The 15812-nt window shown below is 72.8% G+C and carries 13 protein-coding genes; 8 read left to right on the plus strand and 5 right to left on the minus strand.

Annotated features, from left to right (window positions below):
* Window positions 1-86: 86 nt before the first annotated feature.
* Complete coding sequence (gene fahA / locus ACFWZ5_RS19690) at window positions 87-1391, minus strand: fumarylacetoacetase (RefSeq protein WP_384803934.1); 1305 nt, start codon at window positions 1389-1391, stop codon at window positions 87-89.
* A gap of 180 nt (window positions 1392-1571) precedes the next feature.
* On the opposite strand from fahA, the gene ACFWZ5_RS19695 reads away from it, so the two are divergent.
* Together ACFWZ5_RS19695 and ACFWZ5_RS19700 are read left to right on the plus strand one after the other, a co-directional pair.
* The gene (locus ACFWZ5_RS19695; protein ID WP_384803931.1) at window positions 1572-2858 is read left to right on the plus strand and encodes an ATP-grasp domain-containing protein; all 1287 of its coding nucleotides are present in this window, start codon (window positions 1572-1574) and stop codon (window positions 2856-2858) included.
* A gap of 59 nt (window positions 2859-2917) precedes the next feature.
* Entirely contained in the window at window positions 2918-4120 is a 1203-nt protein-coding gene (locus tag ACFWZ5_RS19700; protein WP_384803928.1) for an FAD-dependent oxidoreductase, read from the plus strand.
* 63 nt (window positions 4121-4183) lie between these two features.
* Here the strand turns inward: ACFWZ5_RS19700 and ACFWZ5_RS19705 are convergent, their stop codons facing one another.
* Entirely contained in the window at window positions 4184-4549 is a 366-nt protein-coding gene (locus ACFWZ5_RS19705; RefSeq protein ID WP_384890896.1) for a hypothetical protein, read from the minus strand.
* A gap of 476 nt (window positions 4550-5025) precedes the next feature.
* Here ACFWZ5_RS19705 and ACFWZ5_RS19710 point away from each other — a divergent pair, with 476 nt between their 5' ends.
* The 6 genes from ACFWZ5_RS19710 to ACFWZ5_RS19735 all read left to right on the plus strand — a co-directional run bounded on the left by ACFWZ5_RS19710 (window position 5026) and on the right by ACFWZ5_RS19735 (window position 12345).
* A complete protein-coding gene (locus ACFWZ5_RS19710) occupies window positions 5026-5868 on the plus strand; it encodes an HAD family hydrolase (RefSeq protein ID WP_384803922.1) in 843 nt (280 codons plus the stop codon).
* A 328-nt stretch (window positions 5869-6196) separates the two neighbouring features.
* Window positions 6197-7207: a polyprenyl synthetase family protein gene (locus ACFWZ5_RS19715; RefSeq protein ID WP_384803919.1), complete on the plus strand. Its 1011-nt coding sequence runs from the start codon at window positions 6197-6199 to the stop codon at window positions 7205-7207.
* Window positions 7208-7747: 540 nt separating this feature from the next.
* Window positions 7748-8785, plus strand: a complete 1038-nt coding sequence (locus ACFWZ5_RS19720) for a CHRD domain-containing protein (RefSeq protein WP_384803916.1) — start codon at window positions 7748-7750, stop codon at window positions 8783-8785.
* Window positions 8786-9133: 348 nt separating this feature from the next.
* Window positions 9134-10381, plus strand: coding sequence for an outer membrane lipoprotein carrier protein LolA (locus tag ACFWZ5_RS19725; RefSeq protein WP_384803913.1), 1248 nt, complete (start codon window positions 9134-9136; stop codon window positions 10379-10381).
* Between the two features lie 82 nt (window positions 10382-10463).
* The gene (locus tag ACFWZ5_RS19730) at window positions 10464-11423 is read left to right on the plus strand and encodes an ABC transporter ATP-binding protein (protein ID WP_384804402.1); all 960 of its coding nucleotides are present in this window, start codon (window positions 10464-10466) and stop codon (window positions 11421-11423) included.
* Window positions 11410-12345: an ABC transporter permease gene (locus tag ACFWZ5_RS19735; protein WP_384804400.1), complete on the plus strand. Its 936-nt coding sequence runs from the start codon at window positions 11410-11412 to the stop codon at window positions 12343-12345. The genes ACFWZ5_RS19730 and ACFWZ5_RS19735 overlap by 14 nt, the downstream gene beginning before the upstream one ends.
* Before the next feature lie 22 nt (window positions 12346-12367).
* Here the strand turns inward: ACFWZ5_RS19735 and ACFWZ5_RS19740 are convergent, their stop codons facing one another.
* The 3 genes from ACFWZ5_RS19740 to ACFWZ5_RS19750 all read right to left on the minus strand — a co-directional run bounded on the left by ACFWZ5_RS19740 (window position 12368) and on the right by ACFWZ5_RS19750 (window position 15773).
* The gene (locus ACFWZ5_RS19740) at window positions 12368-12964 is read right to left on the minus strand and encodes a flavodoxin family protein (RefSeq protein WP_384804398.1); all 597 of its coding nucleotides are present in this window, start codon (window positions 12962-12964) and stop codon (window positions 12368-12370) included.
* Window positions 12965-13130: 166 nt separating this feature from the next.
* On the minus strand, window positions 13131-14096 hold the full coding sequence (locus tag ACFWZ5_RS19745; protein ID WP_384804396.1) for a M28 family metallopeptidase: 966 nt from the start codon (window positions 14094-14096) through the stop codon (window positions 13131-13133).
* Between the two features lie 192 nt (window positions 14097-14288).
* The gene (locus ACFWZ5_RS19750; RefSeq protein WP_384804394.1) at window positions 14289-15773 is read right to left on the minus strand and encodes a hypothetical protein; all 1485 of its coding nucleotides are present in this window, start codon (window positions 15771-15773) and stop codon (window positions 14289-14291) included.
* Between the last annotated feature and the right edge of the window lie 39 nt (window positions 15774-15812).

Genomic DNA, 15812 nt, shown 5'->3' on the forward strand with positions numbered 1-15812 from the left:
CTGGACCCCCCTTTCATCCGCGCTTCGCGCTCGTCCTCAAACGCCGGACGGGCTGAGATGCCCAGCCCGTCCGGTGGGGCTTTGCGTCAGCGGGGCGGGGCGATGCGGCCCGTCACCTCGCCCAGGCCCACCCGCGTGCCGTTGGGGCCGGGGGCCCAGGCCGAGAGGGTGACCACGTCGCCGTCCTCGAGGAACGTCCGCTTGCCCGAGGGGAGTTCGAGGGTGTCGCGGCCGTTCCAGGTCAGTTCGATGAGGGAGCCGAACTGGTCGGGGGACGGGCCGCTGACGGTGCCGGAGCCGTAGAGGTCGCCGGTCCGCAGGGAGGCGCCGTTGACGGTCATGTGGGCGAGCTGCTGCGCGGCGGTCCAGTAGACCGTGGAGAAGGGGGGCTCGGAGATGACCTCGCCGTTGAGGGTGACGGTGATGCGGAGGTCGTAGCCGCCCGGCTCGTCGGCGGAGTCGTCCAGGTACGGCAGGAGGGGCTCCGTGCGCTCCGGCGGGGCGACGCGGGCCGCGTCCAGGGCTTCGAGGGGCGTGACCCACGCGGAGACGGACGTGGCGAAGGACTTGCCGAGGAACGGGCCGAGCGGGACGTACTCCCAGGCCTGGATGTCGCGGGCCGACCAGTCGTTGAGGAGGGTGAGGCCGAAGACGTGCTCGCGGAAGTCGGCGAGGGGCACGGGGGTGCCGAGCGTGGAGGGGCCGCCGACGACGAAGCCGACCTCGGCCTCGATGTCGAGCTTGGTGGACGGGCCGAAGACCGGCGCCGAGTCGGCGGGCGTCTTGCGCTGGCCGGTGGGGCGCACCACGTCCGTGCCGGAGACCACGACGGTGCCGGACCGGCCGTGGTAGCCGATGGGCAGGTGCTTCCAGTTGGGGGTGAGCGGCGACGGGGCGTCCGGGCGGAACATGCGGCCCAGGTTCGACGCGTGGTGCTCCGACGCGTAGAAGTCGACGTAGTCGGCGACCTCGAAGGGCAGGTGCAGGGTGACGTCGGAGAGGGGGTGGAGCAGCGGGCGGACGACGTCGCGGTGCGCGGGGACCGTCACCCAGGCGGTGAGGGCGCGGCGGACGTCGCGCCACGCGGTGCGGCCGGCGGCGAGCAGCGGGTTCAGCGTGGGCTGCGCGAGCAGCGAGACATAGGGCGAGCCCAGGGCGGCCGCGGCGGCGCCGGCGTCGAGGACGTACGAGCCGAGGCGGACGCCGACGCGGGGGCCGTCGTGGGCGGGCGTCGATCCGGGTGCGGAACCGGGCGCAGAACCGGGGGTGGAGCGGGCCGCGGAGTCGGCCGTGGAGTCGGACGACCTCGCGGGGGAGAAGACTCCGTAGGGAAGATTGTGCGGGCCGAAGGGGTCGCCCTCGGGGAGGTCGAGCGGGTTCTGCTCGGACATGCGTTCCTGCCTCGCTTTCCAATCCGGGTGCCCCACACGTTACGTGTAAGCGCCCAGTTGGGGCAGTGCCTAAAGAGTTCGCAATGTCCGGATAAATCTCGGGTGGGGCTCTCAAATGAGGCCCTAGGTTCCTCGGGGGGACGCGGACGGGGTGGGTCCGGGTCGGGCTGCACTGGACGCGTGGGGGGACCCGTGACCAAGAACGGCGGCGTACTGACGCCTGACCGCGAAGTGCCCGGACTCGTCGTGAAATTCGGCGACTATCCGCTGCACCACGGCGGCGTCGGCGCGATACGCAGCCTCGGCCGCATCGGCGTCCCCATGTACGCCATCACGGAGGACCGGCACACACCGGCCGCCGCCTCCCGCTATCTCACCGGAGCCTTCCCCTGGCCGACCACGGGGACGGAGGAGCCGGGATACCTCGTCGACGGGCTGCGGCGCATCGGGCAGCGCATCGGCAGGCCGACGGTGCTCATCCCGACCGACGAGGAAGCGGCCGTGCTGATCGCCGAGCACCAGCGGGAGCTCGCCGACGACGCCCGCTTCGGCGGCTTCCTGTTCCCGCGCGTCGACGTCCCCCTGCCGCGCCGCCTCGCCAGCAAGCAAGGGCTGCACGAGCTGTGCGCGGAGCACGGCATCACCTCGCCCGTCTCCGCGTGCCCGCGGGGCCTGGCGGACATCGAGAGGTTCGCCGCGACCGCGCGCTTCCCGGTCGTGGCGAAGAACCGCGAGGCGTTCCAGCGCCGCGAGCGCCCCGCGGTGCCCGGCACCACCCGCATCGACACCCCCGAAGCCCTCGTCGGCCTCGCCCGGGAGTGGGGGGAGCGGCCCGGAGTGGTCCTCCAGGAGTACCTGCCGCGCGAGCAGGCCGAGGACTGGGTCGTGCACGCCTACTTCGACGCGGACTCGGCACCGCTCGCCCTGTTCACGGGGGTGAAGGTCCGCTCCTGGCCGCCGCACGCGGGGATGACGGCGTGCGCGTACGTCGTCGACAACCCGGACCTCGCCGACCTCGCCGCGCGCTTCGTCAAGCGGATCGGCTTCACCGGCATCGTCGACCTCGACCTGCGCTTCGACCGCCGCGACGGCCAGTACAAACTGCTCGACTTCAACCCCCGCATGGGCGCCCAGTTCCGGCTCTTCGAGAGCGAGTCGGGGATCGACGTGGTCCGGGCCATGCATCTGCACCTCACCGGCCGCGCCGTCCCGGAGGGCGAGCAGCGCGCGGGCCACCGCTACGTCGTGGAGAACATCGACCTGCCCGCCCTCATCGCGTACCGCCGCAGCGGCTATGTGACCCCGCACGCGCCCGCCCGCGCCAGCGGCACGGAGCTCGCGTGGCTCGCCGCGGACGACATGAAGCCGTTCTTCACGATGCTCGCCCGCTTCGTACGGCCGGGGGCGAAGCACCTGCACCAGATGTGGCGGACGAACCGGCGCCGCGGTGCCGCCACCACCCGATAGCCGTGATACCGCGTGCCGTGCGACGGCACGGCGCGCACGACGTCCTGGGGAGGGACTTCGTGATGCAACCAGTGGCAGTCATCGGGGCGGGCCCCTACGGCCTGTCCACCGCGGCCCACCTGCGGGCCCGCGGCCTACCCGTCCGCGTCTTCGGCGAGCCCATGGTCAGCTGGCGCTCCCACATGCCCGCCGGAATGCTCCTGAAGTCGACGCCCGTCGCGTCGAACATCGACGCGCCGCAGCCCGGCCACAGCCTCGTCGACTACTGCACGACGGTCGGCATCCCGCGCCTCGCCAGGGACGAGGACATCGTCCCGGTCGAGACGTTCATCGGATACGGGCGGTGGTTCCAGGGGAAGCTCGTGCCCGAGCTCGAACAGGTGCGGGTGGTGTCCGTGGACCGCCGCGGCGCGGGCGGCTTCGAGCTGAAGCTGGACTCGGGGGAGCAGTTCACGGCCCGCGCGGTCGTCGTCGCGACCGGCCTCACCGGCCTCGCACAGCTGCCGCCCGTGCTCGCCGCCGCCGTGCCCGACGGCCCCGCCCCCGCGGGCCCGCTCTCGCACAGCGCACAGCACCACGACCTCACGCGGTACGCCGGTACGGAACTGATCGTCGTCGGGGCGGGCCAGTCCGCCCTGGAGACCGCCGCCCTCGCGGCGGAGGCCGGGGCGAGGGTGCAGGTGGTGGCGCGCGGCAAGGGGGCGGTGGCGTTCGGCGGGCCGCCGTGGGCGCAGCCGAGGCTGCGCCCGCAGTCGCCGTTCGGCCGCGCCTGGTCGCTCTACGCGCTCAGCTACTACGCCGACCTGTACCGCCATCTCCCGGCACAGGCCCGCCACTTCCTCGCCCGCCGGGTGCTCGGCCCGCTCGGCGCGTGGTGGCTGCGCGAGCGCTTCGAGGGCAAGGTCGAGGCGCGCGAGGTGCGCCGCGTCGTGCGTACGGAGACACGCGAGGGCCGCCCGGTCCTGACGGTCGAGACGCTCGGCGGCCGGATCAGGGAGCTCACCGCCGACCATGTCATCGCCGCCACGGGGTACCGCGTCGACCTCGCCGCCCTCAGCTTCCTCGAACCGGGCCTGCGCGCCCGCATGGCCGTCAGCCGCGGCACGCCGAAGCTGGGCGCGGGGTACGCGTCGTCGATCCCGGGGCTCTACTTCACGGGCATGCTGGCCGGTTCGTCGTACGGGCCCCTGATGCGGTTCGTGTGCGGCACGGAGTACGCGTCGCCGCGGCTCGCGCAGCACCTCTCGGCGGCGTACGGCTGAGCCGTGGCGTACGCGTACGGCTGAGGCGCGGCTCGGTACGACCTCGACGGGCGGCCCGTCCGGCTACCGGTGGTCGTCGCCGGGAACCACCGGCATCGGGGCGGGCTGCGCCGCGCGCATGCGCTCCGGCGTCCAGTAGTCCGCCGCCGGGGACGTGTCGTGCTCGGCGTCCCGCGCGATGGCCGCGTCCGGCTTCGCCCCCGGGGAGGTCCGGCCGCCCCCGTCCGAGTCCGCCGCCGAGGCCTGCCAGGCGAGCCCCGCCGTGAGCACGGCGACGGCGGCCGCGGTGACGAGGCCGAGCTTGCGGGTCCCGAGGGTGCGGGTCCCGGGCGTGCGGGTCCGGGGGAGTGCCATGTCGTGTGGTTCCTTGTCGTCGAGGGCCGCCGGGTCCGTCGGGTCCGTCGGGTCTGTCGGGCGGCGGTCGGTCACTGCCGCGTACTGCTGGCTGCGTACTCGTGTTGCGTACTCCAGTGACGTGGCGGGAGGCCCGGAGGTTCCGCCGTCGTGCGTCGGCGTTGCGGGGCGCGGGGGGTGTGGATCTCGGGGCGGGTGTCAACGTGCTGTTCCCGCAAGGAAGTTCGGCTTGACGGGGGCGGCCGCGGTTCGGGGCGGCCCGGCGCGGTGCTGCGTGGTCTTTCGTGGCCGTTCGGGCGGCCTCCGGCCGTACGGGGGCCGACGGGGCCGACCCGGGCGCGGCCGGTGTCGTCGCGCCGCGTCCCGCCTCGTTCCGGTGAACCGGGAGCGGGGCGGCGCGGCCAGCGTGCGCAGGCATCCGCGGCGCGCGTGATCGGTTCGTTGCCGCCTCACGACCAGGTGACCGCCGGTAGTGCGCCGGGCGCGACCGAACCGTCACAGCTCCTGCCACACGGCTTACCGGCCGGGCTCAGATCCGTATTCTTCGGATCATGGCCGCTCCCCTCGCATATGCCCTCATCGCCACTGACCTGGACGGAACCCTGCTCCGCCGCGACGACACGGTGTCCGACCGGTCGCGCAGGGCGCTGGCAGCCGCGAGCGAGGGCGGAGCGCGGCACCTCGTCGTCACCGGCCGCCCCGCGCCCCGCGTGCGCCCGCTCTTCGACGACCTCGGGTACGACGGGCTCGCGGTGTGCGGGCAGGGGGCGCAGCTGTACGACGCCGGGAGCGACCGCATGGTGTGGTCGGTGACCCTGGAGCGGGAGCTCGCGGAGGTCGCGCTCGGCAAGATCGAGGCGGAGGTCGGCCAGGTGTTCGCGGCGGCCGACCAGGACGGCGTCGACGGCCTGACCCTGATCGAGCCCGGGTACGAGATGCCGCACCCGACGCTGCCCGCCGTGCGCGTGCCGGGCCGGGACGTCCTGTGGGAGGAGCCGATCAGCAAGGTGCTGCTGCGGCACCCCACACTGGCGGACGACGAGTTGGCCGAGGTCGCCCGGGGCGTGGTGGGACATCTCGCCACCGTGACGATGTCCGGGCCCGGCACCGTCGAGCTCCAGCCGTGCGGGGTCACCAAGGCCACGGGGCTCGCGCTGGCGGCGGAGCGGCTCGGCCTGTGCGCGGCGGACACGATCGCCTTCGGTGACATGCCGAACGACATCCCCATGTTCGCGTGGGCGGCGCACGGCGTGGCCATGGCCAACGCCCACCACGAACTCAAGGCGGTCGCGGACGAGTTGACGCTGTCCAACGAGGAGGACGGGATCGCCGTGGTGCTTGAGCGCATGCTGGACAGTGGCCGGAATTCGGTGGGTACGACGCTGCGCGCGTGAGGTACCCGGCACGGTGTGCCGTGACCGATGTCTCACTCAGCGTGGTGCGGCGCCGGAGGGCGGGGTCATGTGGTCCGCTCTCCGGGTGGATCGGGCGTGCGGGGCGGGAACGGCATGTGGGACGCATCGTTCTCCGGGTATCAATTCGGTCATTCCGTGCCTGTCGGGCAGGGTGGTCTCCTCTGGCCGGGCAGGTGCTCGCTGTGATCGAAAGGCGACCGGATACGCTGACTTGAGTGATGGCAGCGACACATCGACAAACCGTGTCATCGACGAGTGATCGACCGAGTGATCGACTTGTGATCGTCAGCAGACAGGAGAACCCCTCGTGACCGTCGTCGGGCCCTTCGGGCTGAGCGTGCGGGACCAGGCTCTCGAAGCCGATGTCCAGGCCGGATTGGCGGCTGTCGAGGAGGGCCTGCTCGAGGCCACCAAGAGTGAGGTGCCGTTCATCACGGAGGCGGCGCAGCACCTCGTGCGCGCGGGCGGCAAACGTTTTCGGCCACTCCTGGTGATGCTCGCGGCCCAGTTCGGCGACCCGTACGCGCCGGGGATCGTGCCGTCCGCCGTCGTCGTCGAGCTGACGCACCTCGCGACGCTGTACCACGACGACGTGATGGACGAGGCCGAAGTGCGCCGTGGCGTGCCCAGCGCCAACCAGCGCTGGGGCAACTCGGTGGCGGTCCTCACCGGCGACTTCCTGTTCGCGCGCGCCTCGCACATCCTGGCCGACCTCGGCCCCGAGGCCGTCCGCATCCAGGCCGAGGCCTTCGAGCGCCTCGTCACCGGGCAGATCCTCGAGACGGCGGGGCCGCGGGACGGGCGCGATCCGGTCGAGCACTATCTGGACGTCATCGGCGGCAAGACCGGCTCGCTCATCGCCGTGGCGGGGCGTTTCGGCGCGATGATGTCCGGGGCGGACGAGACGGTGGTGGACGTCCTCACGCAGTACGGGGAGCGGCTCGGCGTCGCCTTCCAGCTCGCGGACGACGTGCTCGACATCGCGTCCGACTCCACCGAGTCCGGCAAGACGCCGGGCACGGATCTGCGCGAGGGCATTCCCACGCTGCCGGTGCTCCGGCTGCGGGAGCGGGTGGCGCGGCTCGGGCTCGCCGAGGACATCGCCCTGAGCGAGCTCCTCGACTCCGACCTCACGGATGACGCGCGGCATGCGGAGACGTTGGCGCGGCTGCGGGCGCATCCGGCGCTTGAGCAGGCTCGGCGGGATACGGTGCGGTATGCGCAGGAGGCGCGCGCCACGCTTGCCCCCCTCCCTGAGGGGGACGCCAAATCTTCCCTGGTCGAGCTGTGCGACCTGGTGGTCCACCGGGCGGGCTGATCCCCCCGTCGCTGCCGCCTTCCCGCCCGCCCGCCCGTTTCCACTCCTGCGCGGGGTGGACGCCCCTGGCGGGTGCCGATCGCCGTCGGCGGCTGCGGGTTACCGCCGCTACCGCGGCGACTCCTCTCCCACCCGCCCGCCCGTGACCCCCTTCCAGGGGGTGGAGGTCTCTGGTGGGGGTTGATCGCCGTTGGCGTCCGTGGGTTACCGCCGCTATCGCGGCGACTGCTTTCCTGCCCGCCCGCCCAGTACCTGCCGTCCCGGCCGCACCCGCCGGCGGTGGGTAACCCCCACGAGGGGCGTCCACCCCCTGGGAGGGTGGAAACGGGCGGGCGGGTGGGAAACAAACCGCCGCGGTAGCGGCGGAAAACCCCCGCCGGCCCGCACTCGCCCACCCCATGCGCAGCGGGCCGACGGCCAGGTGACGTAGGTCACAGTATTTCCCTCGCTCTGGATTGAGTCCAGACTCGGACCCGTTCGTACTCATGCCCAGAAGCTGACGCAGGGGGCGTTGGCCGGGAAACGGGGAGATTTCACGTCATGGGTACTGTCACCACTTCTGCGAAGAATCGTCGTCGGACCCTGCTGGCCTCCGGCATCGCCGTCGCCGCCGCGGGCGCCGTGGCGGCCGCCGTCCTTCCGGCGATGGCGGACAGCGGGAGCGGGAGCGGGAGCGAGAGCGGGCACGCGAGCAAGGGGCACGGCGCGCACGGCGCCGGCGTCGAGATCCAGAGCGGCGGCGTCGCCGCAACAGCCCGCGGCGCCCTCTTCACCGCCAGCCTGAACGGCGCCAACGAGGTCCCGGCACCGGGCGGCCCAGCCGTGGGCGACAAGGACGGCGCGGCCCTGCAATTCGTGCGGGTCAAGGGCGGCAAGGTCTCCGTCACGGTCGCGTGGCGCGGCACCGGCAAGCCGACCGCCCTGCACATCCACCAGGGCGCCAAGGGCACCAACGGCGGCATCAAGGTCGACTTCACCAAGCTCCTCGCCAGGGCGCGGCACCACCGCGTGACCGGCACGGTCAAGGTCTCCGACGCCGCCCTGCTGCGGCGGCTCAAGGCGGACCCCGGCGGCTTCTACGCCAATCTGCACACCGCCGAGTTCCCCGGCGGAGCCGTCCGCGGCCAGCTCCACAAGGTCACCGCCAACGTCTCCTTCGACGCCGCGCGCCGCAGCTTCCAGGCCTCCGTCGTCACCGGCAAGCAGATCTACCAGTGCAAGAAGGCCGAGGACGGCTCGGGCACGTACACCTTCCAGCAGCGCGACGTACGCGCCACCCTCGGCGGCCCCATCGCGCACGACTTCGTCGCCCCGAACTCCGGTACGCCGCGCTGGACCGCCCGGGACCGCAGCGCCGTCACCGGCAAGCTGATCTCCAAGACGCCCAACGGCGCGAAGAACATCGCCGAGCTCGACCTCAAGGCCGAGCAGGCGGGCACCAGGCGCGGCCTGCTCGCGGGCACCACCGAGATCCTGCGCCTGAACACGGTCGGCGGCGTCCAGCCCGCCGGCGGCTGCACACCGGGCGCGGTCACCTCCATCCCGTACGGGGCGGACTACGTCTTCGTCCAGCGCTGAGCCCGGCATCGAGTCAACCCTGAGCCGGACAGTCGGCCATCTCCCCCGGTGACCGGCTGTCATCCGGACGATCGGCGCCACGGCCCCGGTGGCCGATCGTCACCTCCAGGGGCGGCGTCTCCCCTACGGGACGGGGGAGGCGCCGCCCCCTCATGTCATCCCGTAGCAGTAGGCGGAGTTGCTTCCGCGGTCTGACGCTTCCGGCTGGCCGATTTGGTCGGATGGAGACAGTCGAAGAGACGCAGGGACAACCACCCCTGACCAATTCGGGTGAGAATGGCGGCGCGGGGTGGACGAGTGCATGGCCGTAACGGAACGCCGCCGCCGACCACGGAGGTAGGGCACACAATGGCACCGTACGAACCGGAGCAGGACACCAGCGAGGCCGGGGAGCAGAGCGCGAGCCGTCGCAAGGCGGCGCGCTATGTCGTCCCGTTCGCGGTGGCGGGGGTGGCTGCGGCGACCATCGGGCTGGTCCCGGCGCTCGCCTCCTCGGGCGACCCGGACCTGCCCGACGTCACCGCTCAGGAACTCATCGAGAAGATCGCCGCTTCGGACACCGAGCAGCTGTCCGGCACCGTGAAGATCAGCACCGACCTCGGTCTGCCGTCGCTCGGCGGCGGCGCGGCCGGCGCCTTCGCGCCGGGCGCGGGCGGCGGCGAGGGCCGCGGGGGCGACGGCGACAAGGGCTCGGCCGCCGACCCGTCGGCCAAGCTGATGGAGCTGGCGTCCGGCACGCACACGCTGCGCGTCGCGGCCGACGGCCCGGACCGGCAGAAGCTCTCCGTGCTCGACGACGCCGCCGAGTACAGCCTGATCCACAACGGCGACGACGTGTGGGCGTACGACAGCGCCTCCAACGAGGCGTACCACTCGAAGCACGCGGGAGAGGGCAAGGACCAGCGCGGCAAGGGCGACCTGCCGAAGGACTTCCCGGCCACGCCGAAGGAGTTCGCCGAGCAGGCCCTGAAGGCGGCCGACGAGTCGTCGACGTCGGTCGAGGTCGACGGCAGCGCGCAGGTCGCGGGCCGGGACGCGTACCGCCTGGTGATCAAGCCGAAGGACAGCGGCAGCACCGTCGGCCAGATCACGGTCGCGGTCGACTCGAAGACGGGTACGCCGCTGAAGTTCACCCTGTCCCCGGCGGGCGGCGGCTCCGCGGTCGTCGACGCGGGCTTCACGAAGGTCGACTTCGACAAGCCGTCCGCGTCCACCTTCGACTTCACGCCCCCGAAGGGCACCAAGGTCACCGAGGACGACGGCAAGCGCGGCACGCACGACAAGTCCGGGAAGGACTTCGAGAAGGAGTTCAAGGGCGACAAGCCCGAGGCCAACGTGATCGGCAAGGGCTGGACGTCCATCGCCGAGCTGCGGATCCCGGGCGGCCGCGGCCTGCCGACGTCCGGCTCCGGCGAGCTGCCGGCCGACGCGCAGCGGTTCGTCGACTCGCTCGGCGACAAGGTCGACGGGAAGTTCGGCTCGGGCACGGTCTTCAAGACCCGCCTGATCAACGCCCTCGTCACGGACGACGGCAAGGTGTACGTGGGCGCGGTCACCAAGGACGCCCTTGTGAAGGCGGCCGACGCCGCCCAGTAGGCACAGAGCGCAGCCGGCGGCGGATTGGGGAGCACCCGAGCGGTGCTCCCCAATCCGTCGTCACAGTGACGAGGGAGGACAGGTGCCGAGCACCCAGGGCGGGCCCCACGGCCATGTGATCGAGACGACGGCGTTGACCAAGCGGTACGGCAAACACCTGGCCGTGGACAGCCTGAGCCTCGTCGTGCCGGGCGGCAGCGTCTTCGGCTTCCTCGGTCCGAACGGCTCCGGCAAGACCACCACCATCCGCATGCTGATGGGCCTGATCGAGCCGACATCGGGGCGCGCCAAGGTCCTCGGCCGCCCCATGCCGTTCGACGGCCGCAGGGTGCTGCCGCACGTGGGCGCGCTCATCGAGGGCCCGGCGCTCTACGGCTTCCTTTCGGGCCGCGACAACCTCCTGCGGTACGACGCCGCCGACCCGACCGCGGACCCCCGCACCCGGCGGGCCCGCGCCGACGCCGCGCTCGACCGGGTCGGCCTGACCGCCGCCGCGGGCAAGAAGGCGAAGGCGTACTCCCTCGGCATGAAGCAGCGCCTCGGCCTCGCGGCGGCGCTGCTCCAGCCGCGTCGCCTCCTGGTCCTGGACGAGCCGACGAACGGCCTCGACCCGCAGGGCATGCGCGAGATCCGCGCCCTGGTGCGGGAGCTGGCGTCCGAGGGCACGACGGTCTTCCTGTCCTCGCACCTCCTCGACGAGATCGAGCAGGTGTGCACGCACGCGGCCGTGATGACGCAGGGCCGTCTGATCACCCAGGGCCCGGTCGCCGAGCTCGCCGCGCGGGCGCGCGGCCGGCTCGCCGTGACCACCCCGGACACGGGGGACGCGGCCCGCGTACTGAAGGAAGCAGGCATCGCCGACCTCGTCGTCACCGACGACCGGGTCACGGGCGAGCCGCCCGGCCGGGAGACGGATCCGGCCGAGCTGAACGCCGCACTGGTCAAGGCGGGCGTGCGCGTCCGCGGCTTCGGCGTCGAACGGGCCTCCCTGGAGGACGCGTTCGTGGCGCTGACGGGAGAGGGATTCGATGTCGCGGGCTGAACCGACACACGCAGGAACAGAGACAGCGGCGCCCGCGCCCCACAGGACGAGCGACCCCGGGGCGCCCCGGGAGCCCCGCTTGCTGTGGACGTTCGGCCTGTTCCGCAGCGAGCTCTCCCTCACGTTCCGCCGCTGGCGCACCCTCGCGCTGCTCGGGGTCCTCGCCGCCGTACCGATCCTCGTCGGCATCGCCGTGAAGATCGAGACGAGCGACGGCGGCTCGATCGGCGGGGGCGGCCCGGACGGCGAGGGGCCCGCGTTCATCGCGCAGGTCACCAACAACGGCCTGTTCCTGGTCTTCACGGCGCTCGCCGCGACGCTGCCGTTCTTCCTGCCGATGGCGATCGGCGTCGTCGCGGGCGACGCGATCGCGGGCGAGGCGAGCGCGGGCACGCTGCGCTACCTCCTGGTGGCGCCCGCGGGCCGCACCCGCCTGCTGCTCGCCAAGTACGCGGCCACGCTGGCCTTCTGCCTGGTCGCGACGCTCGTCGTGGCCGCGTCCGCGCTCGCGGTCGGGGCGCTCCTCTTCCCGCTCGGGGATGTCACGACGATCTCCGGCACGCGCATCAGCTTCGCGGACGGGCTGCTTCGCGCGCTGCTCATCGCCCTCGTCGTCACGGCCTCACTGATCGGTGTGGCGGCGCTCGGCCTGTTCGTGTCCACGCTGACGAGCAGCGGCATCGCGGCCATGGCGACGACCGTGGGGCTGCTCATCACCGTCCAGATCATCGACCAGATCCCGCAGCTGCACGCGGTCCACCCGTATCTGTTCCCGCACTACTGGCTGTCCTTCGCCGACCTGATGCGCGACCCGATCTACTGGGACGACCTGGTCAAGAACCTCGGCCTGCAGGCGCTGTACGCGGGCGTGTTCGGGTCGGCGGCGTGGGCGCGGTTCGGGGCGAAGGACATCGCGAGCTAGCGTCGCCCTCCCGGGGCGGGTGTCACTCCGTGGCGAACGGGAAGCGGGCGAGCGGTGCCTCCTGGGCGAAGAAGGTCTTGGCGCGGGCCAGGGCGTCGGCGTCGTCGAGGACCTGGCCCGGCCGGGTGCCGTTGCCGAGCAGGACGCCGCCGAAGCGCATCGGGAAGTACGCGGCGGAGAAGCGCAGGGTGCCGATCAGGTGGTCCGCCGCCTCCTCCTCGGGGTGCGCGAGCGCGGTGACGCCCCACAGCGTCCGGTCCTTCATCTTCTCCTTGAAGTCCAGGCCGGGGACTTCGAGCCAGGCGTCCCAGAAGTCCAGGTAGCGCTTGACGGTGGCCGACACCGAGTACCAGTACAGCGGCGACGCGATGACGATGTCCGTGGCGTCGAGCGTGGCGTCCAGGAGCAGCGCCTCGTTGGTGCCTTCGGGCAGCGGGCGGGCGCGGGCGTAGACCTTGTCGTGCCGCAGGTCGTCGAAGTCGGGGAGCGGGTGGTCGGCGAGGTGCAGCCAGCGCTGTTCGACGTCCGCGGGCAGCTGCTCGGCGGCCTTGCGGGCCAGGAGCTCGGTGTTGCCGTCGGAGCGCGCGCTGCCGAGCACGAACAGGAACTTGCGGGTCATGGGTCCCCCAGGACGTGAGTGCACGCGGTGGCGTACGACGGAATGGCACGCGGTGGCGCACGACGAATGCTTGCGCGTGCACTATATGCACGCGCAAGCATCATCGTCCAGGGCTCAGGTTCCAGGGCTCAGGGCCCCGGGTCCCGGGGGCGGGACGGCCGGGCGGTCAGCCCGACAGGCCCCACACCGCGTACGCGACCGCGTCGCTGCTGCGGTCGATGGCGGTGGTGTTGATGTTCGACGAGGTGTCGCAGGACGTGTGGTAGCAGCGGTCGAAGGCCTGCCCGGCCGTGCCGCCCCACTTCTGGGCCTGCGCCGCGGACTTGGTGCTGCCCGCGCCGGTGGCGATGCCGCCCACGGGGATGCCCGCGTTCTTGAACGAGGCGTGGTCGGAGCGGCCGTCGCCCTCGCGGTCCGGCTCGGTGCTCACGCCGATGCGCGCGTAGTAGTCCTTGAAGCTCTTCTCGATGGCCGCGTTGTCGTCGTAGACGAAGTAGCCCGCGTTCGGCGAGCCGACCATGTCGAAGTTCAGATAGCCCTTGATCTTGGTGCGCTCGGTGCCGGGCAGGCCCGACACGTAGTTTCGGGAGCCGATCATGCCCAGCTCCTCCGCGCCCCACCAGCCGAACCGCAGGTGCTTGGTGGGCTTGTACTGCTCGCGGGACACGGCGAGCGCGGTCTCCAGGACGGCGGCCGAGCCGGAGCCGTTGTCGTTGATCCCGGCGCCGCGGCTCACGCTGTCGAGGTGCGCGCCCGCCATGATGACCTGGTTCGGGTCGCCGCCGGGCCAGTCGGCGATCAGGTTGTAGCCGACCCGGCCGCTGGCCGAGAACTGCTGGACGGTGGTGGTGAATCCGGCCGCGTCCAGCTTGCCCTTGATGTAGTCGAGCGAGGCGCGGTAGCCCGCGCTGCCGTGGGCGCGGTTGCCGCCGTTGGCGGAGGCGATGGACTGCAGCTGGGAGAGGTGGGCCTTGACGTTGGCCACCGGGATGTCGGGGGCGGCTGCCGCCCGTGGGGGTGCGGTGGTGCCCGTCGGCCCGGTGGCCGCGGTGGATATCGCGCTGGTGGTGAGGAGCGCGGCGACGGCCAGGGCGGCCGCGGTCGCGCCGCGCTTGGGTACGGAGAGTCTCATGTGGGGGGCTCCGGCTTCCGTGAGGTCAATCCCGAGGTGAATTCCGAATGAGCCTGGAGTGCCCGATGGTGGAGGCCTGATGAGTTCACGTCAAGAGCGGGATCCGGACGGCTCGCTCCGCATTCCGGTGAGAGAGCAGGGAGGGAGGGGCGGAGGGCCGATGACGCCAGGAGCGTGCGGAGCGCCGGGAGTTCAGGCGCGCGGGCGGACGTACACGTTCCAGTCGCGGGCGTAGGTGTCGCGTACGGGGACGTGGTGCCAGGTCCTCGCCCAGGGCGGGGGCGGCGCCCCGCGCAGGACCAGGGCGGAGGACCGGCGCGCGCTGTCGCGCCCCGCGGGCTCGCAGTCGGCGACGTACGCGAGGGGGATCTCGGACGTGTTGCCGCGCAGCAGACAGGGCGGGCGCACGCCGTGGGCGCGCAGGGCGTCGGCGACGCGCTGCCAGTCCTCGCGGGCGGCCGACTGGACGCGGGTGGTGCCCGCGGCGAGCGTCACCTGGGCGACGAGGTGCCCGAGCAGGGCGAAGCCCAGGACACCCCCGGCGACGGCGGGCAGCCATGTCCCCCGCCCCCGCCCCCGCCGCGGCGCGCTCCGCACCCACTCCGCCACCGCGACCACCCCGAACGCCGCCGGAACGGCGAGCAGCGCGTGCGTGGGCAGCAGGAACCGGGGCGCGGTGTACGGCACGACGAACACGTAGGGCAGCGCCGCCGACACCCCGACGGCCACCGCGAGCCACCCCGCGGCGGACGCCCGCCGCAGCCGCCGCACCGACCACAGGCCGACCGGGACCAGGACGGCGAGGAGCAGCCACCACTCCAGGGCGTACGTCCTCACGCCGTCGCCCGCGCACGGGCGGCACAGCAACGGCCCGTCGATGGCGGTGAACTGGTGCAGCGCGGAGTCGGTGAGCCGCAGCCCGCCCTGCACCTCGCTCGCGTCGTCGAGACGTTCGCGTACGCCACCGAAGCGAACGTACGCCTCGATTGCCCACGGCACGAACCCCACGGCGAGACCGCCGAGCACCGCGCCCGCGCGGCCTCGCGTGCGCCACCGCGGCACGAGCGCGGCGGCGAGGAGCAGCGGCAGGGCGACGGCGCCGCCGTCGTTGGGCCGCATCAGGGTGGCGAGGGCGAGGCCGGCCGCGATGCCCGCGTGGGCGCGGGGACCGGGGCGGCGGTGCAGGAAGAGCCCGACGGCGCCGACGGCTCCCATGGCGGTGTAGTGGTTCGGCATCGCCGCGCTCGCGTAGAACAGCGTGACCCACAGGCCGCCGTACAGCGCTGCGGCCACCGCCACCGCCTCCGGCCTGCGCGGGAGTGCCCGCAGCCAGGGGCGGAAACCCAGATAGAGCGCGGCCGTCGCGAGCAGCGTCAGCCACGCCCTGAGCAGCACCACCGAGTGGCTCCAGGTCGCGACGGGCGCGATGAGCAGCGGCACGCCGCGGGTGCGGGGCGCGCTGAACGGCACGCCCGCGGGTTCGTCCGGCGCGTACGGGCCGAAGCGGCTCGCGTAGACGATCTCGTCCCAGCCGAGGCGCAGGCCGAGCGGCACGAGCACGAGGGACGCCAGGGCGAACAGGGCGCAGACGGCGAGCAGGAGGCGCCGGGCGCGGCGTTCGCGGTCGCGACGCGAGGGGTGGGGGGCCGCCGGTTTCCGCGCATCTGTGAGGGACACATCCATACGGTAGGCAGGGGGAACGCCGGTACGGCAGCA

The organism is Streptomyces sp. NPDC059003, assembly GCF_042740445.1.
GTDB lineage: Bacteria > Actinomycetota > Actinomycetes > Streptomycetales > Streptomycetaceae > Streptomyces.